Annotated in this window: 21 protein-coding genes; 17 read left to right on the top strand and 4 right to left on the bottom strand. The window is 64.1% G+C overall.

Features of this window, described 5'->3' with window-relative positions:
* Positions 1 to 12: 12 nt before the first annotated feature.
* Genes CHU94_RS16815 through CHU94_RS16845 form a run of 7 tightly spaced genes read left to right on the top strand, consistent with a single transcriptional unit; the run spans position 13 to position 6,666 of the window.
* Positions 13 to 861, top strand: a complete 849-nt coding sequence (locus CHU94_RS16815; protein WP_094481992.1) for a peptidylprolyl isomerase — start codon at positions 13 to 15, stop codon at positions 859 to 861.
* Positions 858 to 1,568 carry a carbonic anhydrase gene (locus CHU94_RS16820; RefSeq protein WP_094481994.1) on the top strand — a complete coding sequence of 237 codons (711 nt, stop codon included), beginning with the start codon at positions 858 to 860 and terminating at the stop codon, positions 1,566 to 1,568. Before CHU94_RS16815 ends, CHU94_RS16820 begins: the two co-directional genes overlap by 4 nt.
* Positions 1,565 to 2,008 (top strand): putative zinc-binding protein, encoded by a 444-nt coding sequence (locus CHU94_RS16825; protein WP_094481996.1) that lies wholly within the window; start codon positions 1,565 to 1,567, stop codon positions 2,006 to 2,008. Before CHU94_RS16820 ends, CHU94_RS16825 begins: the two co-directional genes overlap by 4 nt.
* Entirely contained in the window at positions 2,005 to 4,446 is a 2,442-nt protein-coding gene (locus CHU94_RS16830; RefSeq protein ID WP_094481998.1) for an adenosylcobalamin-dependent ribonucleoside-diphosphate reductase, read from the top strand. The genes CHU94_RS16825 and CHU94_RS16830 overlap by 4 nt, the downstream gene beginning before the upstream one ends.
* Before the next feature lie 8 nt (positions 4,447 to 4,454).
* Positions 4,455 to 5,702, top strand: a complete 1,248-nt coding sequence (locus CHU94_RS16835) for an NnrS family protein (protein WP_255034008.1) — start codon at positions 4,455 to 4,457, stop codon at positions 5,700 to 5,702.
* Between the two features lie 18 nt (positions 5,703 to 5,720).
* Positions 5,721 to 6,125: a ribonucleotide reductase subunit alpha gene (locus CHU94_RS16840; protein WP_094482825.1), complete on the top strand. Its 405-nt coding sequence runs from the start codon at positions 5,721 to 5,723 to the stop codon at positions 6,123 to 6,125.
* Positions 6,118 to 6,666 (top strand): hemerythrin domain-containing protein, encoded by a 549-nt coding sequence (locus CHU94_RS16845; RefSeq protein WP_255034009.1) that lies wholly within the window; start codon positions 6,118 to 6,120, stop codon positions 6,664 to 6,666. Before CHU94_RS16840 ends, CHU94_RS16845 begins: the two co-directional genes overlap by 8 nt.
* On the opposite strand, the gene CHU94_RS16850 is transcribed toward CHU94_RS16845, so the two are convergent.
* A complete protein-coding gene (locus CHU94_RS16850; RefSeq protein ID WP_255034010.1) occupies positions 6,663 to 8,426 on the bottom strand; it encodes a diguanylate cyclase in 1,764 nt (587 codons plus the stop codon). The genes CHU94_RS16845 and CHU94_RS16850 overlap by 4 nt on opposite strands.
* A gap of 140 nt (positions 8,427 to 8,566) precedes the next feature.
* Here CHU94_RS16850 and CHU94_RS16855 point away from each other — a divergent pair, with 140 nt between their 5' ends.
* From CHU94_RS16855 to CHU94_RS16885, 7 genes are all read left to right on the top strand, one after another.
* Positions 8,567 to 9,541: a LysR substrate-binding domain-containing protein gene (locus tag CHU94_RS16855; protein WP_094482006.1), complete on the top strand. Its 975-nt coding sequence runs from the start codon at positions 8,567 to 8,569 to the stop codon at positions 9,539 to 9,541.
* 153 nt (positions 9,542 to 9,694) lie between these two features.
* Positions 9,695 to 10,540: an amino acid ABC transporter substrate-binding protein gene (locus CHU94_RS16860; RefSeq protein WP_255034047.1), complete on the top strand. Its 846-nt coding sequence runs from the start codon at positions 9,695 to 9,697 to the stop codon at positions 10,538 to 10,540.
* Positions 10,541 to 10,588: 48 nt separating this feature from the next.
* The gene (gene pyrC / locus CHU94_RS16865; RefSeq protein WP_094482010.1) at positions 10,589 to 11,632 is read left to right on the top strand and encodes a dihydroorotase; all 1,044 of its coding nucleotides are present in this window, start codon (positions 10,589 to 10,591) and stop codon (positions 11,630 to 11,632) included.
* Entirely contained in the window at positions 11,629 to 12,447 is an 819-nt protein-coding gene (locus CHU94_RS16870; protein ID WP_094482012.1) for an NYN domain-containing protein, read from the top strand. The genes pyrC and CHU94_RS16870 overlap by 4 nt, the downstream gene beginning before the upstream one ends.
* Complete coding sequence (locus tag CHU94_RS16875) at positions 12,444 to 13,226, top strand: DUF3025 domain-containing protein (RefSeq protein ID WP_094482014.1); 783 nt, start codon at positions 12,444 to 12,446, stop codon at positions 13,224 to 13,226. Before CHU94_RS16870 ends, CHU94_RS16875 begins: the two co-directional genes overlap by 4 nt.
* A gap of 99 nt (positions 13,227 to 13,325) precedes the next feature.
* Positions 13,326 to 14,201, top strand: coding sequence for a protease HtpX (htpX, locus tag CHU94_RS16880; protein ID WP_094482016.1), 876 nt, complete (start codon positions 13,326 to 13,328; stop codon positions 14,199 to 14,201).
* A gap of 111 nt (positions 14,202 to 14,312) precedes the next feature.
* Complete coding sequence (locus tag CHU94_RS16885) at positions 14,313 to 14,942, top strand: LysE family transporter (RefSeq protein ID WP_094482827.1); 630 nt, start codon at positions 14,313 to 14,315, stop codon at positions 14,940 to 14,942.
* Here the strand turns inward: CHU94_RS16885 and CHU94_RS16890 are convergent.
* Entirely contained in the window at positions 14,926 to 16,734 is a 1,809-nt protein-coding gene (locus CHU94_RS16890; protein ID WP_094482018.1) for an NAD(P)/FAD-dependent oxidoreductase, read from the bottom strand. The two genes, CHU94_RS16885 and CHU94_RS16890, sit on opposite strands and share 17 nt — an antisense overlap.
* A gap of 85 nt (positions 16,735 to 16,819) precedes the next feature.
* On the bottom strand, positions 16,820 to 17,758 hold the full coding sequence (locus tag CHU94_RS16895) for a helix-turn-helix domain-containing protein (protein ID WP_094482829.1): 939 nt from the start codon (positions 17,756 to 17,758) through the stop codon (positions 16,820 to 16,822).
* 167 nt (positions 17,759 to 17,925) lie between these two features.
* On the opposite strand from CHU94_RS16895, the gene eat reads away from it, so the two are divergent.
* From eat to eutC, 3 genes are read left to right on the top strand one after another with little or no spacing between them, the layout of a single operon-like run.
* Positions 17,926 to 19,323 (top strand): ethanolamine permease, encoded by a 1,398-nt coding sequence (eat, locus tag CHU94_RS16900; protein WP_094482020.1) that lies wholly within the window; start codon positions 17,926 to 17,928, stop codon positions 19,321 to 19,323.
* Between the two features lie 17 nt (positions 19,324 to 19,340).
* Positions 19,341 to 20,741 carry an ethanolamine ammonia-lyase subunit EutB gene (locus tag CHU94_RS16905; protein ID WP_094482022.1) on the top strand — a complete coding sequence of 467 codons (1,401 nt, stop codon included), beginning with the start codon at positions 19,341 to 19,343 and terminating at the stop codon, positions 20,739 to 20,741.
* A gap of 5 nt (positions 20,742 to 20,746) precedes the next feature.
* Positions 20,747 to 21,586 carry an ethanolamine ammonia-lyase subunit EutC gene (eutC, locus tag CHU94_RS16910; protein WP_094482831.1) on the top strand — a complete coding sequence of 280 codons (840 nt, stop codon included), beginning with the start codon at positions 20,747 to 20,749 and terminating at the stop codon, positions 21,584 to 21,586.
* A 20-nt stretch (positions 21,587 to 21,606) separates the two neighbouring features.
* On the opposite strand, the gene cysK is transcribed toward eutC, so the two are convergent.
* The gene (cysK, locus tag CHU94_RS16915; RefSeq protein ID WP_094482024.1) at positions 21,607 to 22,524 is read right to left on the bottom strand and encodes a cysteine synthase A; all 918 of its coding nucleotides are present in this window, start codon (positions 22,522 to 22,524) and stop codon (positions 21,607 to 21,609) included.
* Between the last annotated feature and the right edge of the window lie 115 nt (positions 22,525 to 22,639).

The raw sequence follows: 22,639 nt of genomic DNA on the forward strand, positions 1-22,639 counted from the left end.
AGGACTCCTTCCATGAACGCCTCCACCTCCCATTCCGGCGGCTGCGGCAGCGGCAGCTGCCAGTGCGCTGCCGCCGCAGCCTCCGGTGCCGTGTCTGTGGCCAGCATCAATGGCATCAGCCTGCATGCGCCCGGCGAGCAGCCCGATCCGTTGACCCTGCAGGAGCTGGCTTACACCGAGCTGCTGCGCCAGCAGGCGGTCAAGGCCGGCCTGCTGCCGCGCAGCAAAGGCCTGAGCGCGCCAGTGTTGAACGATGCAGAGCGCAAAGTGCTGGAAGACATGCTCGACGCCGCCGTCACCAGCCCACAGCCCACCGAAGAAGAATGCCAGCGCTACTACACGGCCAACATGGCGCAGTTTGTGGTGGGGCAGGCCGTGCATGTGCGCCACATCCTGTTTGCGGTAACCCCCGGTGTGAATGTGCACGCCCTCACCGTGCGCGCTGAAAAGGCCCTGATTGAATTGCTGGGCAAGGACGTGGCGCCCGACCGCTTTGCGGCCCTGGCGGCCGAGCTGTCCAACTGCCCCACCAGCACCCAAGGCGGTGACCTGGGCTGGCTGCAGCCCCACGATTGCGCGCCCGAGCTGGCCAACGAGCTGTTTCACCAGGCCCAGGCGGGTCTGGGGTTGGGCGTGCACCCGCGGCTCATCCACACCCGCTTTGGCTTTCACATCATCCAGGTGCTGGCCACCCGCAAGGGCAAGCAGGCCCCGTATGAAGAAGTGCGCGAGCGCATTGCGGCCCAGCTCACGCTGCAGTCGCGTGCCAAAGCCTTGCACCAGTACATGAGCCTGCTGGTGGGGCAGTCCCTGGTGGAGGGCGTGAGTCTGGAGCGGGCCGATTCCCCCCTGGTGCAATGAAGGAAGCGACGCCAGCCCCCGACGAGCTGCTGCTGCGGCTGCGTCGCTTCCATTCCAACTACTTTCCGCTGCACCAGCAGCGCTTCCAGGACCTGGTGGCGCAGGGGCAGCACCCCAAGACCCTGTTTATTGGCTGCTCCGATTCGCGCCTGGTGCCCTATTTGTTGACCGGCGCCGGACCGGGTGAGTTGTTCATCGTGCGCAATGTGGGGGCGCTGGTGCCGCCTTACGACGGTTCACATGGGCTGCATGGCACCATGGCGGCCATCGAATACGCGGTGCTGAACCTGCATGTGGAGCGTGTCATCGTCTGTGGGCACAGCCACTGCGGCGCCATCCGTGCCGCCTACGAAGGTGTGCCGGAGGAGGCCCGCGCGCTGCAGGCCTGGCTCAAACTGGCGCAAGAGGCCTTGCTGCCCGTGCAAAGCAGTCCCGAGGCGCTGTTGCGGACCGAGCAGCGCTCCGTGGTGCTGCAGCTGGAGCGGCTGATGGACTACCCCATGGTACGCCGCGAGGTGGAGGCCGGTCGTCTCACGCTGCATGGCTGGCACTATGTCATTGAGGACGGCGAGATCCATGTGTTTGACGCCCAGCAGGCCGGCTTTGTGCCGGCCTCCACGGCATCGAACAGCGGCACCGGCCCCTACCAGCCCTATGTGGAGTACGACGGCCAGGCCTTCACGGTGCCCGAGGAGGACTTGCCATGAGTGGCCCCGCCCAGTTGCGCGCCGAGCAGCAGCGCTACGCCCAGTTGCCGCTGGTCTATGCCTGCTCGGGCTGCTCCAGCGCGGCCCAGCTGTCCAACCAGATGGCGCTGCGCCTGGACCATGCGGCGCTGGCCGAGATGTCGTGTATTGCCGGGGTGGGGGCGGGCGTCAAGCCGCTGGCGCGCACGGCCCAGTCCGGCCGTCCCATCCTGGCGCTGGACGGTTGCCCGCTGCATTGCGTGCGCCATGCGCTGGCCCAGCAGGGCGTGCAGCCCACGGTGCATGTGGACCTGTCGGACCACGGCGTGCGCAAAGACCTGCACCGCCTGCCCAGCAGCACCGAGAGTGAGGCCGTGTGGACCTCTGTGGTACTGCCAGCCCTGCAACACACCCTTGTGTCCGCACCTGCGGACGTGATGTCCAAGAAAGAAACGCTATGACCGTCCACGGCCTGAACGCCGACAAGCCCCAGCCCATCAGCCAGGATGTGCTGGCCGAGAAATACCTCAAAGCCGGGGAAACCTGTGCCGACGATGTGTACCTCCGCGTGGCGCGGGCCCTGGCCAGCGCAGAAGCACCGGAGCAGCAGGCGCATTACGAGGCGCTGTTCCTGGGCAACCTGCGCGCAGGGGCCATCGGTGCCGGCCGCATCATGAGTGCGGCGGGCACCAGCATCCAGGCCACGCTGATCAACTGCTTTGTGCAGCCCGTGGGCGACTGCATCCAGGGCACGGACGACGAGGGCTACCCCGGCATCTACGAAGCCCTGCGTGAAGCTGCCGAGACTATGCGCCGCGGTGGCGGTGTGGGCTACGACTTCTCGCGAATCCGCCCGCGCGGGGCTGATGTGAAAGGCACGGCCTCGCTGGCCTCGGGCCCGTGCAGCTACATCAATGTGTTCGACCAGTCCTGCTCTACGGTGGAGAGCGCAGGCGCGCGGCGCGGTGCGCAAATGGGGGTGCTGCGCATCGACCACCCCGATGTGCTGGAGTTCATCACCGCCAAGCGCACGCCGGGGCGTTGGAACAACTTCAATGTCTCGGTGGGCGTGCCCGATGCCTTCATGCAGGCCCTGCAGGCCGATGCGCCCTGGGGACTGGTGCACCGCGCCAGGCCCGGTGCGGCCCTGCTGGCGCAGGGGGCGCGCCAGCGTGCCGACGGGCGCTGGGTCTACACCACCGTATCGGCCCGCACCCTGTGGGACACGGTGATGCGCTCCACCTACGACTTTGCCGAGCCTGGCATCCTGTTTCTGGACCGCATGAACCAGGACAACAACCTGGCCTATTGCGAAACCATAGAAGCCACCAACCCCTGCGGCGAGCAGCCGCTGCCCGCCTATGGCTGCTGCGACCTGGGGCCCATCATCCTGCCGCGCTTTGTGCAGCACCCCTTTGGCCAGGGCGGCGGCGCAGCGTTTGACTTTGCGGGTTTTGCCCAGTCCGTGGCCCTGCAGGTGCGGGCGCTGGACAATGTGCTGGACGTGACGGTGTGGCCGCTGCCCCAGCAGCAGGCCGAGGCCGCCGCCAAGCGCCGCATCGGCGTGGGTTTTACCGGCCTGGGCGACACGCTGACCCTGCTGGGCCTGCGCTACGACAGCGCTGAGGGCCGAGCCCTGGCCGTGCAGATTGCCAGCTGCATGCGCGACAGTGCCTACGCGGCGTCCGTGGCTCTGGCGCAAGAGAAAGGTGCCTTTCCCCGGTTTGACGCAGACGGCTACCTGGCAGAAGGTACCTTTGCCAGTCGCCTGCCCGCAGCCCTGCAGGCTGACATCCGCACGCACGGCATTCGCAACAGCCATTTGCTCTCCATCGCCCCCACCGGCACCGTGAGCCTGGCCTTTGCCGACAACGCCTCCAACGGCATCGAGCCTGCGTTCTCCTGGACCTACACGCGCAAAAAACGCGAGGCCGATGGCAGCACCAGCGAATACGCGGTGGAAGACCATGCTTGGCGCGTCTACCGCGCACAAGGCGGCGATGTGAACCAACTGCCTGCCAGCTTTGTGTCTGCGCTGGAAATGGCTGCGCAAGACCACATCGCCATGATGGAGGCGGTGCAGCCGCTGGTAGACACGGCCATCTCCAAGACCGTGAACGTGCCGGCCGACTACCCCTATGAAGATTTCAAGGGCCTGTACCTGCAGGCCTGGCAGGCGCGGCTCAAGGGCCTGGCCACCTACCGGCCCAACGCCATCCTTGGCTCCGTGCTGCAGGTCACTCCTTCACCTGTTGCAGTGCCAGAAGTTACTCCCGAGTTGATAGCTGCTCGCGCAGATCCCATGCGTGCTGTGATCGAAAAACGCCCTAAAGGTTCGCTGGCCGCCGTGGCCGAGAAGGTGGAGTATTGGACGCAGGAAGGGCACAAGACCCTGTACCTGCTGGTGTCCTTTTTGCCGGTGCCGACAGCAGACGGCAGGGGCACCGTGGAGCGTGCCATCGAGTTCTTCATGCCGCTGGGCCAAAGCGGGGAGTCGCAGCAGTGGATTACGTCCAGCATGCGCCTGCTCTCGCTGGCGGCGCGTGGTGGCTTTCTGGAGCGGGCTCTGCGCGACATGCGCAAAGTGGCCTGGGACCGCGGCCCGGTGCGCCTGGGCCACTACACCAAGCAGGATGGCAGCAAGGTCCCGCTGTGGCACGACTCCGAGGTGGCTGCCATTGCCTACGCGCTGCAGCAAATCATTGCGCGACGGCAGGCGCCTGCCGGTGCGTCGGAGGCTGCAGACGACGCCGAAGACAACAGCCTGGGGCTGAGCACACCGTCGGCCAACCCGGTGATGGTGGGCAAGAAGTGCGGTGAGTGCGGCGCCTATGCCGTGATCCGCAAGGATGGCTGTGGCTACTGCACCCAGTGCGGCCACGTGGGGACCTGCGGATGAGCGCACCTATGTCTTGGCACCCGCGCCACCTGTTGCTGGCGCCGCACCGGTTGGGCTTCTTTCTGGGCATGGTGTTGCTGTGGGCGGCGGGCCTGTGGTGGGCGCTGGTGCAACTGGATCGGGTCACCAGCGCGCTGGGTCTGGCCTACGTGCTCTCGCCCTCGCTGGTGCATGGGGCAGTCATGACCTTTGGCTTCATCCCGCTGTTTTTCTCAGGCTTTCTGTTCACCGCCGGCCCCAAGTGGCTGGGCGTACCGCCGCCGGAGGCTCCGCAACTGCTGGCGCCCTTGCTTTTGCAGGCCGGTGGCTGGCTGCTGTGGCTGGCCGGTGCGCACCTGCACTTGGCGGTCGGGCTGTGCGGGTTGGTGATGGCGTGTGTGGGGCTGCTGTGGATGAGTGCGCTGTTCTGGCGCTTGCTGGCCCGTAGTGAGGTGGTGGATACGGTCCATGCCCTGGTGATTGCCCAAGCCTGTGGTGTGGGGTGTGCCAGCCTGCTGGGCTTGGTCGTGAGCGTATGGGCCGTGGCCGAAGCGGTGGCACTGGCGTGTGTGCTCACGAGCCTGTGGGGCTTTGTGGTGGCGGTCTATGTGGCCGTGGCCCACCGCATGATTCCATTCTTCACCTCCAGCGCCATGCCACAGCTCGCCGCGTGGCGGCCGTTCTGGGCGCTGGGGCTGATGCTTGCTGTGGTGGTGCTGGAGGTGCTGGCCGTCTGGCTGGACTTGCTGCAGCCGGCCGACGTGGCGTGGGGCACGCTGTGGCTGCTGCTGCGCGGTACGCTGGAGCTGGCGGCCGGGGCAGTGCTGCTGTGGCTAGCCGGCGTGTGGGGGCTGGTGCAAAGCCTCAAGAACCGCCTGCTGACCATGCTGCATATCGGCTTTGTGTGGCTGGGCCTGGCCTTGCTGTTGGCCGGCGCCAGCCAGTGGCTCAGCTGGGGCCTGGGCACACCTGTGCTGCCCTTGGGTGCCTTGCATGCGCTCACCATGGGTTGTCTGGCCTCGCTGATGCTGGCCATGGTGACCCGCGTGTCGGCCGGCCACAGTGGCCGCGCCTTGGTGGCTGATGGCTGGGTGTGGTCCCTTTTCATGCTCTTGCAGGTGGCCACGGCTCTGCGTATTCTGGCTGCAGGTGCGGCCGCATGGGCAGCGCCGATGCTGGCGGTGGTGGCGTGTGGGTGGTTTGCCGTGATGGCCCTGTGGGGCGGCAGGCTGGTGGGCTGGTATGGTCGCAGGCGCAGCGATGGGCGCCCCGGATAAGCAATATGCAAGGACTTGGTGATGATTTCCAATTTTGATGAATTGCTGCAAGCAGCGCGTTCCCAACCCACGGCGCAGCGCCTGCTGCTGGTGTTTGCGGGGGCCGAGTTGCCCGAGGACGCCGATGCCGCGCAGCGCGCCCGGTACCAAGCGGGGCAGGGCGGGGCCCTGGTGCCCCTGATGTATGTGGACAAAGCGGTGGACGAGGTGGCCTCGTTTGCCGCGCTGGCGCAGGAAGCGGCCCAGTTTGGTCCGCCCTGGGCGATGGTGTTTGCGGCCGCCATGTCGGGCCAGGGCGCGCAGGCGCCCAGCGCAGACGATGCGGCCCCTGTGCTGCAGCGCATGGTGGATGCCATTCAGCGCGGCGACATTGCCGCCTACATCCCCTTCAACCCGCAGGGCGAGGCGGTGCAGCTTGGCTGAGCCCCTGCCGCACCCGGCACCGCAAGCAGGGTTTGAGGCGCCGTTTGAGCTGCTGCAGGCCTGCCACGAGCGAGTGCAGCGAACCCTGGCGCTGATGGCGCGCTTGCAGCAGCATCTGCATACGGTGGGCTGCGACGACAACGCGCGCCAGGCCGCGCGCGATGTGCTGCGCTACTTTGATGTGGCAGCCCCTTTGCACCACCAGGACGAAGAATTGCATGTGTTTCCCCCGTTGCTGCTGGGGGCCGACGCAGCCTTGCGTACGCTGGTGCGCCAGCTCATGCAAGATCACCGTGACATGGAGGCCGCCTGGGTACAGGCCCGGGCCGCCCTGCTGGCGGTGGCAGAAGACTCTACGGGGACGTTGGCGCTGAGCCCTCGCCAGACCCAGGCGCTGGACCAGTTTGCAGTCTTGTACGGCCAGCACATCGTGCATGAAGAAGGGCTGGTATATCCGGCCGCGCAAGCGGCGCTGTCCAGCACGGCCTTGCAGGCCATGGCACAAGACATGATGCAGCGTCGCGGCGTTCGGGCCGTTTAGGGCGCGAAGGTCAGGCTGCCGCGGCGCACGCAGTGCTTGCCTGCGCTCTTGCCCTCGTACATGGCGGCATCCGCGCACTTGAGCAGGGCAACCGCATTCATCCCGTCCTGCGGTGCCAGCGCATATCCGGCCGTCAGGCCGATGTGGCAGGTCTGCTGCGCCAAGGCGAAGGGGTCTGCAAAGGCTTCCAGCAGCTTTTCACCAATGTCGTGGGCTTCCTGTGCGCTGTGCAGGTGGCATGACATCACCACAAACTCATCGCCGCCCAGGCGGGACACCACGTCGGTGCTGCGCACATTGGCCTGCAGGCGCCGGGCCACAGCCACCAGCAACTCATCCCCCACGTCATGGCCGTACTGGTCATTGATCTGCTTGAAACCATCCAGGTCGAGGACATACACCGCCACCATGTTGTCGGCATGCGCGCCCTGGATGGCCGCCTCTACGGCCGTGTGAAGCCCACGGCGGTTGGGCAACTCGGTCAGCGGGTCGGTGTGCACCAACGAGCGCAGGTTGTCACGCTCCTGCGTGGCGTCCTGCACTGCGGTGTGCAGCGCCTTGGTACGCAGCCCTAGCACACGCATGAAGATCAGCATGTCCAGGGTGGCGCCGATCTGGAAGGCGTGCATTGTCCAGAAGTTGGCATCCACCCGGCCTTTGATCACTTGGATCAGTACAAAGGTGCTGATGAAGTAGGTGGCCCACGCCAGCAGAAAGTAGAGGCCCACGCTGTCACCCCGGCGCGCGCGCGCAATGGCGCCTGGCGCGGCCAGCAGCGCTGGCGCCAGACCAATGGTGCTCACAATCGCCGTGACGGCAAACACATCCAGAAGGTCGAAGGCGTACAGCACCGCGGAAGTCGCCGTAATGCCCGCCCCCATTTTCATGAGCCGGCGTTGCCATGGGCGCAGGTCCGGCCCTGCCAGTGCCTGTTCATTGAAAAGAAAGGAGCCAGTGGCGGCAATCAGCGCGGACAGCCCCCCCATATGGATCTCGGCCCATGCATTGCCGCCCCACAAGTACTGGGAGCCAATGCCAAAGTGCAACAAGGAGAACAGCAGGCTGCCTGTCACCAGCAGCGCGTACTTGCCGTACAAGGGCTCGCGCAGCGTAAGCCACTGGGCCAGGCTGTAGACCAGCAGGCACAGGGCCAATCCGGTGAGCAGTCCTTGCAGCATCTGTTCCTGCAGTGCGCGTGCGTGGAATGTGTTGGGCTTGCTCAGGGTGATGGGCAGAATCATGGTGCCCGTGTTGGTGATGCGCAGATAGAGGTCGTAGGTTTCTCCCGGCTTGAGCTGCAGCCCAAAGCTGTGGGCACGCCCCTGGATGGCCCGCTTTTCATATGGCTCCAGATTGCCTTGCTGCAGGTATTTGAGCACCTGCGTCCCCTGGGTCAGGTACACCGCAATGTGGTTAAGCACCGGGTAGTCGATGTCCAGGACCCACAAGCCGTCCCCGGAAGGGGCCACGGTCAGGGGGATGTGCAGCCATACCTGGTGGTGCTCCATGCCAAGCGTGCCGTTGGCGGTTGTCGGGGGCTGGAACTGGTGGCGCTGGGCCATGGCGTCTGGCAAGCCCAGTGTCTGGTCGGGATCCGCCAACACGCGCAGGGCGTGCCACACCGGTGTGGATGGCGTGTGGTCGTCGAGATGCGCGACGACCTCGTTGGCCGAAGCAAAGCGGCCCAAGCCAAGGAGTGCGCAGACCAGCAGTAGCTGCGCAACGCACCAGCGAGCCAAGAAGGTATTTCCGGTTTTCATCCAACGACGCATTTTGTGGCGCAATGGCTTGCGCGATAGGCCATTTTAGAGATTCGCCGTTTCAAGGGTACGACCCTGGGATGTGGGGGCATCCGAGCAAAGGGTGTGCGATCTATGCGCTCCGCGCATAATCTCGCCCCATGGAAACCAAATGGCTTGAAGACTTTGTGTCTTTGGCTGAGACCCGCAGTTTCAGCCGCTCCGCGCAGTTGCGCCACGTTACCCAGCCTGCTTTCTCGCGGCGCATCCAGTCGCTGGAGGCCTGGGCCGGCACCGATCTGGTGGACCGCAGCAGCTATCCCACGCGCCTGACGCCGGCCGGCGAGACCCTCTACGACCAGTCGCTGGAAGTGTTGCAGGCCCTGCAGAGCACGCGCGCCATGCTGCGTGGGCATACCACCGCGGCGCAGGACGTGGTGGAGTTTGCGGTGCCACATACGCTGGCCTTCACCTTCTTTCCGGCGTGGGTGTCCGAGTTGCGCGAGAAGTTTGGCCCGCTCAAGAGCCGGCTGATTGCGCTCAATGTGCATGATGCCGTGATGCGCTTGGTGGAAGGCAGCTGCGATCTGCTGATCGCCTACCACCACCCTTCGCAGCCTTACCAGTTGGACTCGGAGCGTTACGAAATGGTGAGCTTGGGCGAAGAGGTGGTGGCACCGTATTCCAAACCCGACAGCGATGGCAACCCCATGTTCTCTTTGCCCGGCAAGGTGGGCCAGCCCTTGCCCTACCTGGGCTATGCGCCCGGCGCCTACCTTGGGCAAATGGTGGAGCTGATCCTCAAGCAGGCCGACGTGGCCATCCACTTTGACCGCGTCTATGAAACCGACATGGCCGAGGGCCTCAAGGCCATGGCGCTGGAGGGCCACGGGGTAGCCTTCCTGCCCCATAGCGCGGTGAAAAAAGACCTGCGCGCCAAGAAGCTGGTGAGTGCCTTGCCGCCGCACATGAAAGGGCTGCACATCACCATGGAGGTGCGCGCCTACCGGGAGCGCCTCTCCAGCCGCGAGGCCGCCCGCGGGCTCAATGCCGCCCAGCGTGCCCAGACCCGTACGCCCAAGGGATCGGCCCAGGCCCTGTGGGACTATTTGCTAACCCAAGGTGCTGCGGCATAGAAGTTGCATTCATTTTTTGCATACCGCGCCAACCAATCGGCATTGGCTGCGGGGCTAGGCGCTGGCTAGAGTGGCCAGCTTCGGTCAACACGGATCGTTGGAGTTTCTATGAAAAATAAGGTGTGGTGCCTCTGGGGCACGGTAGTTTGGGTCATGCTGGCCACTGGTGGCGCCAGCGCAGGCGTTTTGGAGCGCGTGGCTGCAGGCGGGGCGCTGGTGGTGGCGCACCGGGAGTCTTCCATCCCCTTCTCTTACCTGGACGGTAAAAAAGAAGCCGTGGGTTACGCGGTCGACCTGTGCCTCAAGCTGGCGGAGGCCGTGCGCAAGAAGACCGGTGCCAAGAACATGCCGGTCGAATTTTTGCAGGTGACACCGGCCAACCGAATTGCCATGGTGGAAGCCGGCAAGGCGGACCTGGAGTGTGGCTCCACCACCAACAACGCCGAACGCCGCCAGAAGGTGGCTTTCACCATTCCCCATTTCATTACTGGCGCGCGCATGCTGGTGCGCACCGAGAGCAAGGTCGAGCGCATTGAAGACCTCAACGGCAAAAAGCTGGTGTCCACCAAGGGCACCACACCCCTGAAGGCGGCGGAGCAGGCCAACCGGGAGCGCCTGATGAACATTACGATTCTGGAGGCGCCGGACCATGCCAGAGCTGTGGAGATGGTGGAAAAGGGCGAGGCCGACGCTTTTGTGATGGACGATGTGCTGCTCTACGGCCTGGCCGCCAACCGTGCCAAGCCTGAAGCTCTGAAGGTGGTGGGCAAATTTCTGACCACCGAGCCGCTGGCCATCATGCTGCCCAAAAACGACCCCGAGTTCAAAAAACTCATCGACGAAGAAATGCGCCGCCTGATCGTGAGCAAAGAGATTCAGCCGATCTACGACAAGTGGTTTTTGAAGCCGATCCCCCCCAACGACAAGCCACTGAACCTGCCAGTGAGTTACTTGCTCAAGGACTTCTGGAAGTACCCCAGCGACTTTGTCCCTTTCTAGCTTTTCCGGGCATGAGGGCCTGGTGGATGATTTGGGACAATAGCGCCCATGACCGCATCCACCCCCCAGACCCTCACCATCACCCGCCCGGACGACTGGCACTTGCATGTGCGCGACGGCGGCGCCCTGCACACCGTAGTGCCGCACACCGCAGCTCAGTTCGCCCGCGCCATCATCATGCCTAACCTGAAGCCGCCGGTGACTACCGCGGAGCAGGCCCTGGCCTACAAGGCGCGCATCCAGGCCGCGGTACCCGCCGGCATGCAGTTCGAGCCGCTGATGACGCTCTACCTCACCGACAACCTGCCCGCTGAAGAAATTGCGCGCGCCAAGGACGCCGGTGTGGTGGCTGCCAAGCTCTACCCCGCAGGCGCCACCACCAACAGCGATGCCGGTGTGACCGACATGCGCAAGACCTACAAGACGCTGGAGGCCATGCAAAAGGCCGGTCTGCTGCTGCTGGTGCACGGCGAAGTGACCAGCAGCGACATCGACCTGTTTGACCGCGAGGCGGTGTTCATCGACACGCAGTTGATCCCGCTGCGCCGCGACTTCCCTGAGCTGAAGATTGTTTTCGAGCACATCACCACCAAGGAAGCTGCCCAGTATGTGGCGGACAGCGACCGCTTTACTGCGGCCAGCATCACGGCCCACCATCTGCTCTACAACCGCAACGCCATCTTCACCGGCGGCATTCGCCCGCATTACTACTGCCTGCCCGTGCTCAAGCGTGAAACGCACCGCCAGGCCTTGGTGCAGGCGGCCACTGGCGGCAGCGCCAAATTCTTTTTGGGCACCGACAGCGCGCCGCACCCTACGCACCTGAAGGAGCACGCCACCGGTTGCGCGGGCTGCTACACCGCCCACGCGGCCATGGAGCTGTATGCCCAAGCGTTTGACACCGCTGGCGCGCTGGACAAGCTGGAAGGCTTTGCGTCTTTTCACGGTGCTGACTTCTACGGCCTACCACGCAACACCAGCACCATCACCCTGAAGCGCGAGAGCTGGACACCACCCGAAAGCTTTGCCTTCGGCGAAACCTCCCTCAAACCCCTGGCTGCGGGCGAAGCACTGCATTGGAAGCTGGTATGAGCAGCCGCTTGCCCGTCCGCAATGAAGCGCGTATCGCCTTGCTGATTGATGCAGACAACTCCCCCGCTAGCAAAATCGACGTCATCTTGACTGAGTTGTCGACCTTTGGGGTTACCAATGTGCGGCGTGCCTACGGCAACTGGAAGAAAAGCGAGTTGCGTGGATGGGAAGAAAAATTGCATGAACACGCCATTCGCCCGATGCAGCAGTTTGACTACTCCAAAGGGAAAAATGCCAGTGACATTGCAATGGTCATCGACGCATTGGAGTTGCTTTATACCGATCAGCCAGATGCCTTTGGAATCGTGTCGTCCGATGCTGATTTCACGCCCTTGGTGATGCATTTGCGTGCCAAAGGGGCTGCTGTATACGGGTTTGGGGCGCAGAAGACCCCTGAGCCCTTTGTGAACGCATGTTCGCGGTTTTTGTATCTGGATCGACTGGGAACGGCGGAAGTCCCAGACGCCGCCGAAGCTGCAGTGGTGTCCGGAATTTCAGCTGTGGATTCCGATGCGCCTGCAGTAAAACAAGCGCAGCCTTTGCGGGTGCCTACGGATCAGCTGCGCAAGGACAACAAGCTGTTGTCTTTGTTGCGCGCCTCTGTGATTGCTTGCGAAGACGAGGACGGTTGGGCCAAGGTGGGTGCAGTGGGCACTCACCTGAGCAATCGCGCGTCCTTTGATCCCCGGAACTATGGGTATGCCACGTTGACCAAGTTGCTGATCGCTACCGAGGCCTTCAACCTGCGAGATGAGGGAACCTCCAAAGTCTCCGTGCGCGACAAGCGGCACTTTCTGGCTTTATCCGGGGCATGATCAAGCTGCAGCAGTCCCCCGTGGATATTGCCGCAATCAACTGGGACGCACCCTGGCTGCAGCCCTGGCGCGCCGTGGGCGAGGGGCTGGCCGCGCAGATCAACGGCGGCTTGAGCGTGGCGGATGCCTTGAATGCGGCGCAGCGCGCACCGGTGCGGTTTGTGCCGCAGGCCGAGTTGCCTGCAGGCATGGCCTATGAGCAGCACATTTTTGAGACCGGCCGCGTGCCCACGCGGGATGGTCTGCATGACTTTTTCAACGGACTGTGCTGGCTGCACTTTCCGCTGGCCAAGCAGAAACTCAACCAGCTGCAGGCCGAGCAGATTGCCCAGATCGGCATCCAGCCCGTGCGCGGCGCTGCGCGTGATGCGCTGACCGTGTTTGACGAAAACGCAGCGCTGCTGGTCGCACCCGAACCTTTATGGCAGGCCCTGCAAGCCAAGGACTGGGAGACGCTGTTTGGCCGCCTGCGCCCGCTGTGGGCCCAGGCCTCGCTGCTGCTGTTTGGCCATGCGCTGCTGGAGAAGCTCATTTACCCACGAAAACCGATCACAGCCCATGTATTTGTTGTGCAAGCAGCTATCGAATCCATAGCAGAACTGGACGTCTGGTTGGCCCAAACTCTCTCGGCACCGCTCTTGGCCAGCAAACCGTTTGCGCATTTGCCGGTGTTGGGCGTGCCGGGCTGGTGGCCCGACAACGAGACGCCCGCGTTTTACGCCGATGCCAGCGTCTTCCGGGCGCCACGCCCCTCCGCAGGAGCGCTGCAAAGCCCATAAATTTCGTGGGCTCAAGGGGTGTTGCGCTTGAAATCGGCCTCCGCGCCCCTACCATCCGTGTCAATGACGGGAGCCCCGTCGCTTTCCGAAAGAAGAACCATGAAACGTATTGTCTTGTTTGTAATGACCAACCTGGCCGTGGTGCTGGTGTTGGGTGTGGTGGCCAATTTATTGGGCGTCAACCGCTTTTTGACCGCCAACGGCCTGAACCTGGGCGCACTGCTGGGCTTTGCGCTCATCATGGGTTTTGGCGGCGCCATCATTTCCTTGTTGATCAGCAAGCCGATGGCCAAATGGACTTCGGGCGTGCGCGTGATCGATCAGCCCCAGAACATGGACGAAGCTTGGATTGTGGACACCGTGCGCAAGTTTGCGGACAAGGCCGGCATTGGCATGCCCGAAGTGGGTATCTTCGAGGGCGCACCCAACGCCTTTGCCACTGGCGCCTTCAAGAACTCGGCCCTGGTGGCGGTGAGCACGGGCTTGCTGCAGGGCATGACGCGTGAAGAAATTGAGGCTGTGATTGGCCACGAGGTGGCCCACATTGCCAACGGCGACATGGTGACCATGACGCTGATCCAGGGTGTGATGAACACCTTTGTGGTGTTCATCAGCCGCGTGGTGGGGTACGCCGTGGACAGCTTCTTGCGCAAGAACGACGAGCAAAGCAGCGGCCCCGGCATTGGTTACTATGTCACCACCATCGTGCTGGACATCGTGCTGGGCTTTGTGGCCGCCATCATCGTGGCCTGGTTCAGCCGCCAGCGTGAATTCCGTGCCGACGCAGGTGCTGCCCAGCTCATGGGCCGCAAGCAGCCCATGATGAACGCGCTGGCCCGCCTGGGCGGCATGACACCCGGCGAGCTGCCCAAGAGCGTGGCTGCCATGGGTATTGCTGGCGGTATTGGCCAGTTGTTCTCGACCCACCCGCCGATTGAAGAGCGCATTGCTGCGCTGCAAGCTTCCGGCAACTGATGGGTGCGGCACACGCCGCGTCCAGCGACCCCTTTGTGCCCCGTGTGCAAAGGGGTTTTGTTTTTTGGGGCGTGTTACAAAGCAGGCCCGATGGATGGAACGGATGTGCAGATGGAACTCTCGACTTGGCTTGCCTTTTTTGCCGCCTCCTGGGCGATCAGTATTTCGCCCGGTGCGGGGGCGGTGGCGGCCATGAGTGCCGGACTCAATCACGGGTTCAAGCGGGGCTACATCACCACGCTGGGCCTGGTACTGGGCATCTGGACGCAGATCGTGGTGGTTGGCGTGGGCCTGGGCGCGGTGGTGGCCACCAGCGCCACCGCCTTTCTAGTCATCAAGTGGGCCGGTGTGGCCTATCTGGTGTGGCTGGGCATCCAGCAGTGGGGGGCGCCCACCGTGCCGCTGGCGGCCAAGACGGAAGAGGCCGGCCAAGCCAGTGTGCGCAGCATGGTGTTCCGGGCCTGGGTCATCAACGCGCTGAACCCCAAAGGCACCGTGTTCCTGCTGGCGGTGGTGCCGCAGTTTCTGAACCTGGCGCAGCCGCTGGCACCGCAGTACCTGGTGATTGCGGCCACACTGGGCTTTACTGATCTGGTGGTGATGGGTGGCTACACCGCGCTGGCCGCCAAGGTGCTGCGCGCACTCAAGTCCGAGGCACACCTGCGGGCCTTGAACCGGGTATTTGGTGGCTTGTTTGTGGCAGCTGGCACGCTACTGGCATTTTTCAAGCGCGCGGCGTGAGCATGTCCAAGGCCAGAGCCTCTGCCACTTTGATGCCGTCCACCCCTGCGGACAAAATGCCGCCGGCGTAGCTGGCACCTTCGCCGGCCGGATACAGACCGCGCACGTTGGTGCTTTGCAGGTCATCGCCACGTGGCATCTTGATGGGGCTGGAGGTACGGGTTTCCACACCGGTCAACACTGCGTCTGCCATGTCAAAGCCCTTGATCTTCTTGCCAAACGCGGGCAGCGCCTCGCGCAGCGCGGCAATGGCATAGCCGGGCAGGCTGGGCGCCAGGTCACCCAGCTTCACGCCGGGCTTGTACGACGGGGTCACACTGCCAAATTCGGTGGAGGGCTTGGCGGCGATGAAGTCGCCCACCAGCTGGCCGGGCGCCTCGTAGGTGCCGCCGCCTAGTGTGTAGGCGCCACTCTCCAGCTGGCGCTGGAACGCAATGCCTGACAGGGGGTGTGCGGCTTTGGGGTCCTGGGCCTTCATCGCGGCGGCTTCTGCCGCGTAGCGCTGGCCTTTCTCTTCGCCAAAGGCGTGCACAAAAGCGGCTTCGTCGTCCGGGTAGTCGGGCGGGTCGATGCCCACCACCATACCGGCGTTGGCGTTGCGCTCGGCGCGTGAGTACTGGCTCATGCCGTTGGTGACCACACGGCCCGGCTCGCTGGTGGCGGCCACCACGGTGCCACCGGGGCACATGCAGAAGCTGTACACCGCGCGCCCGTTGGCGGCGTGGTGCACCAGCTTGTAGTCCGCCGCACCCAAGAGCGGGTGGCCAGCGTGGCGGCCCCAGCGTGCGCGGTCGATTACGCTTTGCGGGTGTTCGATGCGAAAGCCCACCGAGAACGGCTTGCTCTGCATGGCTACGCCGCGCTCATAGAGCATGGCAAAGGTGTCGCGGGAACTGTGGCCCAGCGCCAAGACTACGTGGCGGGCAGGCAGCACGTAATGCTCTCCGTTTTGAAGGTTTTCGACCTCTAGCCCTCGTAGAGTCTGCGCGGATAGCTCCTGATTCAATAGCAAATCTGCCACCCGCTGCTCAAAGCGAATCTCTCCGCCCAGTGCGATGATCTGCTCGCGGATGCCTTCAACCACCTTCACCAGCTTGAAGGTGCCGATGTGCGGGTGGGCTTCATACAGGATCTCGGCTGGCGCACCGTGCTGCACAAACTCGTGCATGACCTTGCGGCCCAGAAATCGCGGGTCCTTGATCTGGCTGTAGAGCTTGCCGTCCGAAAACGTGCCCGCGCCGCCTTCGCCAAACTGCACATTGCTCTCGGGGTTCAGGTTCTTCTTGCGCCACAGGCCCCAGGTGTCCTTGGTGCGCTCGCGCACCGGTTTGCCGCGCTCCAGCACGATGGGCTTGAAGCCCATTTGCGCCAGCACCAGCGCCGCAAACATGCCGCACGGCCCAAAGCCCACCACCACCGGGCGCTCGGCCAAATCGGCCGGAGCCTGCGCGACCAGATGGTAGGCCATGTCCGGCGTGGGCAGGATGTGCGGATGGTTCGGGAATTTGGCGAGTAAGGGCGCTTCCAGCGCCAGGTCCGTCAGCGTGAGGTCCACGATGTAGACCGCCAGCAAATCGGCCTTGCGCGCATCAAAGCTGCGCTTGAAGACATGCAGGTCGGCGATGGCCGCCATGTCGATGCCCAGTGCCTGGGCGCTGAGGCGCTTGAGCGCATCGATTGGGTGCGCCACGGGCGCGCGGTCGGCCTCGGTCTCGGTGGGGGCGTCGGCGGCACGGCGCTCTTCCACGGGCAAGGCGGACAGGGGGAGTTTGAGTTCGGTCAGGCGGATCATGGGGCGGGCTCGTGGTTATCAAGCAAGGCCGGGATTTTACGCGCCACCCGTTGCGTGGGGGCCCTCAGAGGGGCAGGCGACCCCGTCAGTGCGGTCCGCTGGAGCAGTCTGCCGACGGACTGTGGCCAAACAGTTTGCGGTAGTCGCTGGAGAATTGGCTGAAGTGCCAGAAACTCCAGTCCGCAGCCACATCACTGACGGTACTGGCGGCCTTGTTGCGCAAATCGCGCCGCGCGCCATTGAGGCGCAGGATACGCAGGTACTGCAGGGGGGCCATGCCCAGCACATCTTCAAAGCAGTACTGCAGGGTGCGGCGGCTCACAAACAGCTGCTGGCACAGGTCAGGCACGGTGATGGCCTGGTCGTGGTGGGCCAGCAGGTAGTCGCGCGCCTTGGCCACAATGCGCTGGCGCCGGGCAAAGCTGTCGCGCACCTCGCGCTCCACCACCCCCGTGTCGATCAGGGGCAGCAAGGCCGCCACTACAGCCTGCTGGGTGGCTTCAGCGCCCTCGGGGTGGCCGGGGTGCTGCAACAGGGCACCCAGGGTGTGCAGACACTGTTGGCGCGCTGCCGGGGAGGCATGCACCAGTTCGGCCCCACGCATGCGTTCCCAGTCAATCGCATAGCCCAGGCGCTGAGCCGCGTCGTGCAGGGTGTCCTGGCGCACCACAATGCCAAAGATGGTGTAGTCCGCCGGTGTAATGAGTTCGAACTCACAGTCGCCCGGGCGCACCAGCACGCTGTTGGGGGCCACGGTACGGCCGTTGATGCGGGTCGCCTGCGCCGAGTAGGGCAAGCCGAACCACAACGCGTCTGGCCATACGCAGCACGTCTGGCGCATGCCCTGGCTGGTGCTTTCCCGGAAGACCTGCATGGCCGGGAGTTGCAGCTCTTCCAGCAGGCCGTGGAACACGCCGGCGGTGGTCTGGTCGTAACACTGCTCCCAATTGGTGAGGTTGCGGGCGTGTTCGTCTGCGTCCATGGCCTCCACGATGCGGAGTGCGGGCGGGTAGGTGTGGTGCATGGGGTCCTCCAACGGTGCAAGCCCAAGCCGGCGCACCGCGCGGGTGCGCACTGCAGGTTTGCCGATTTTCGATACCGGCTTGGCGTGGGGCTGCCTACAGTCGCTGCAAGCAAAGCCCATGCCGAAATGCATGGGCGCCCTGTCTCAATCCCTGTCGGAGGAAATTCATGTCATCTGCACAACCATCCACGGGCGCACACACGCTCAAACCGGTGCTCGGCACCCTGCAGCTCTGGGGCATTGCCGTGGGGCTGGTGATCTCGGGCGAGTATTTCGGCTGGAGCTTCGGCTGGGCCTCGGCCGGAACCCTCGGCTTCACGGTCACCGCGCTGTTCATCGCGGCCATGTACACCACCTTCATCTTCAGCTTCACCGAGCTGACCACCTCCATTCCCCACGCCGGCGGCCCGTTTGCGTACAGCAAGCGCGCGTTTGGTCCCACCGGCGGCTACCTGGCCGGGGCGGCCACCTTGGTGGAGTTCGTCTTTGCGCCGCCGGCGATCGCACTGGCCATCGGCGCCTACCTGAATGTGCAGTTCCCTGCCCTGGACCCCAAGCTGGCCGCCCTGGGCGCCTATCTGGTGTTCATGACGCTCAACATCGTGGGCGTGCAGATTGCCGCGACCTTTGAGCTGTGCATCACCGTGATTGCCATCTTCGAGTTGCTGGTGTTCATGGGCGTGGTGTCGCCTGGCTTCTCCATGGCCAACTTCACCAAGGGCGGTTGGTCCGGTAGCGATGACTTCAGCTGGGCCGCGATCCCGGGCATGTTTGCCGCCATTCCGTTCGCCATCTGGTTCTTCCTGGCGATTGAAGGGGTGGCCATGGCCGCCGAAGAGGCCAAAGACCCCAAGCGCTCCATCCCGATTGCCTACATCACTGGCATCCTGACGCTGGTGTTTTTGGCGGTAGGCGTGATGGTGTTTGCCGGCGGCGCTGGCGACTGGACCAAGCTCGCCAACATCAACGACCCGCTGCCCCAGGCCATGAAGCTCATCGTGGGTGAAAACAGCGGTTGGCTGCACATGCTGGTGTGGTTGGGCCTGTTTGGGTTGGTTGCGTCCTTCCACGGCATCATTCTGGGTTACTCGCGCCAGATCTACGCCTTGTCGCGTGAGGCCTTTTTGCCGTCCTACTTTGCCAAGGTGCACCCCCGCTTCAAGACCCCGCACCGCGCCATCCTGGCCGGTGGCGTGGTAGGCATTGCCGCCATCTACAGCGACGCCTTCATCACCATCGGCGGCCAGTCCCTGACAGCCAACATCGTCACCATGTCCGTGTTCGGCGCCATTCTGATGTACATCCTGAGCATGCTGAGCCTGTTCAAGCTGCGTCGCAGCGAGCCCGCCATGGTGCGCCCCTTCCGTGCGCCGCTGTACCCCTACTTTCCAGCCTTTGCGCTGTTCGGCGCGCTGGTGTGCATGGCCACCATGGTTTATTACAACCCCCTGATTTTTGGCTTGTTTGTCGGCTTCCTGGTACTGGGCTACGGCTACTTTAAGATGACCGGACAACAACGCGCCGATGCGCTGCCCCTGGGCGTCAGTGCCCCCGTCGCCAAGTAGTCTCCCTCCGTTTCTCCATGCCCAGTTGCTCCTTTCGCCATACCGTAGGCAGCCGTACCTACGGATTTCGTGACCTCAAAGACCTCATGGCCAAGGCCACGCCGCTGCGCTCGGGCGATGTGCTGGCCGGCGTGGCCGCCCACAGTGCCGAGGAGCGGGTGGTGGCGCAAATGGTGCTGTCCGCGTTACCGCTGCGCACCTTGCTGAACGAAGCGCTGGTGCCTTACGAAGAGGATGAGGTTAGTCGCCTCATCCTCGACAGCCACGACACGGCCGCGTTTGCCCCCATTCGCCATTTGACCGTGGGTGACTTCCGCGATTGGCTACTGAGCGACGCGGTAGACAGTGGGACGCTGGCCGCCATGGCCCCGGGCATCACGCCGGAAATGGCGGCGGCGGTGAGCAAAATCATGCGCAACCAGGACCTGATTCTGGTGGCCAAGAAGTGCCGTGTGGTCACCGCCTTTCGCAGCACCATTGGCTTGGCCGGTCGCATGGCCACGCGCCTGCAGCCCAACCACCCGACAGACGACACCACCGGCATCGCTGCCAGCCTGCTGGACGGTCTGCTCTATGGCAGTGGCGATGCGGTGATCGGTATCAACCCTGCGACCGACAACGTGGGCCAGGTGGTCAAGCTGGTGCACATGATGGACGACATCATCCGCCACTACGCCATCCCCACCCAGTCTTGTGTGTTGACGCATGTGACCAACACGGTGCAGGCCATCGAGCGTGGCGCCCCGGTGGACCTGGTGTTCCAGTCCATCGGCGGCACCGAGGCCACCAACCGCAGCTTTGGCGTGGACCTGGCGCTGTTGGCCGAGGCGCGCAGTGCCGCCTTGTCGCTGAACCGGGGCACGGTGGGCAACAACGTGATGTACTTCGAGACCGGGCAGGGCAGCGCTTTGTCCGCCAACGCGCACCATGGCATGGACCAGCAAACCTGCGAGGCGCGTGCCTATGCGGTGGCTCGCGCGTTCAAACCCTTGCTGGTCAACACGGTGGTGGGCTTCATCGGCCCTGAATACCTGTTTGACGGAAAACAAATCATCCGCGCCGGGTTGGAAGACCACTTCTGCGCCAAGCTGCTGGGCCTGCCTATGGGCTGCGACGTCTGCTACACCAACCATGCCGAAGCCGACCAGAACGACATGGATGTGCTGCTCACCCTGCTGGGCACGGCAGGGTGCAGTTTTGTCATGGGCATTCCGGGCTCGGACGACATCATGCTGAACTACCAGACCACGTCCTTCCATGACGCGCTGTACGCCCGCCGTGTGCTGGGCCTGCGGCCCGCGCCCGAGTTCGAGGCCTGGTTGCAGCGTATGCAGATTTTCAGCGAAGCGGGTGCCGACTTTGCCCTGCATGCAGCCGTACCACCCGCTTTCCAGAAAGCTGTGCTGCAGCTGGCATGACGACCATGAGCGCCCCGCACAGCCCTGTCATCCCCAACCCCTGGTCTGGCCTGCGCCAGTTCACCGATGCGCGCATTGCGCTTGGGCGCTCTGGTGTGAGTCTGCCCACGGCGCCCCAGTTGGCCTTCCAGTTGGCCCATGCCCAGGCCCGCGATGCGGTACACCGCGGCTTGGACGTTGCCCGCTTGGCCGATGGATTGGCCGCCGCCTGGCCAGATGCGCCGCCGCCTTGTCTGCTGCTGCACAGCGCCGCCGCCGACCGCAGCCAGTACCTACAGCGCCCCGATTTGGGCAGGCGGCTGGATGCGGCGTCGCTGGACGTGCTATCGCAGCTCTACCGGCCTGCGTTCGCGGACGACGTCGTGCAAGACCGCCCCTATGACCTGGCGTTGGTGGTGGCGGACGGTTTGTCCGCATTGGCCATCGAACAGAATGCCGCACCGTATTTATATGCCTTGCACCAGCGCATGGCGGGTGAGGGCTGGCGCGTGGCGCCGCTGTGCATTGCCCAGCAGGCACGCGTGGCGATTGGCGATGACATTGGCCAGGCGCTGGGCGCCAAAGCGGTGGTGGTCTTGATTGGGGAGCGCCCGGGCCTGAGTTCACCCGACAGCATGGGCCTGTACCTGACCTGGATGCCCCGCGTGGGGCTGAGCGATGCCAGCCGCAACTGCATCTCCAACGTGCGCCCTGCAGGCTTGGCGTATGCGGACGCCGCCTTCAAGCTGCACTACCTGCTGGCCCAGGCGCGCCAGCGGCAGCTCTCCGGGGTTGACTTGAAGGACGAAACCGCACCTGCGGCTACCGTCCTGCATGCGGAGCGCGGCAACTTTCTGCTGAAATAAGCCGCCGCGGCCGCGTGGGCTCAGGTGGGCAGGTAGCCGTCCACCGACAGGTAGCGCTCGCCGGTGTCGTAGTTGAAGCCCAGCACCGTGCTGCCGGCAGGAATTTCGGGCAGTTTTTGGGCGATGGCGGCCAAGGTGGCGCCGCTGGAGATACCCACCAACAGCCCCTCTTCGCGTGCGCTGCGGCGGCCGTACTCGCGGGCTGGCTCCGCATCCACCTGGATCACGCCGTCCAGCAGCTCGGTCTTCAGGTTTTTGGGGATGAAGCCTGCGCCAATGCCCTGGATGGGGTGCGGTGCAGGCGCGCCGCCGCTGATCACGGGGGAGGCGGTAGGTTCCACCGCAAACACCTTTAGCTGCGGCCACTGTGCCTTGAGCACCTGCGCCACACCGCTGATGTGGCCACCCGTACCGACGCCAGTGACGAGGACGTCGACGCCGTTCGGGAAGTCTTTCAGGATTTCCTGTGCCGTGGTGCGCACATGCACGTCGATATTGGCGGGGTTTTCAAACTGCTGTGGAATCCACGCCCCTGGCGTTTGCTCTGCCAGCTCCTGCGCGCGCGCGATGGCGCCTTTCATGCCTTTTTCGCGGGGGGTCAGGTCAAACGTGGCGCCATAGGCCAGCATCAGGCGGCGGCGCTCGATGGACATGCTGTCGGGCATGACCAGAATCAGCTTGTAGCCCTTGACGGCGGCCACCAGGGCCAAGCCCACGCCGGTGTTGCCCGAGGTGGGTTCAATGATGGTGGCGCCGGGCTTCAGGGCGCCGCTTTTCTCTGCGTCTTCCACCATGGCCAGCGCAATGCGGTCCTTGATGGAGCCGCCAGGGTTGCTGCGCTCGCTCTTCACGAACACCTGGTGGGTGCTGCCAAACAGCTTGTTGATGCGAATGACGGGGGTGTTGCCGATGGTTTGCAGGACGTTGTCGAATGCCATGGGGTGTCTCCGAGTGAGGGGGATCAGTCCCTCATTTTGGCCCCAATGTCTGAATTCCTTGCGACACTTTGGGTATATCCATATGCCAGTTGCGCAGGGGTGGGGTTGGCAGGCG

The organism is Rhodoferax sp. TH121 (assembly GCF_002251855.1).
Taxonomy (GTDB): domain Bacteria; phylum Pseudomonadota; class Gammaproteobacteria; order Burkholderiales; family Burkholderiaceae_C; genus Allorhodoferax.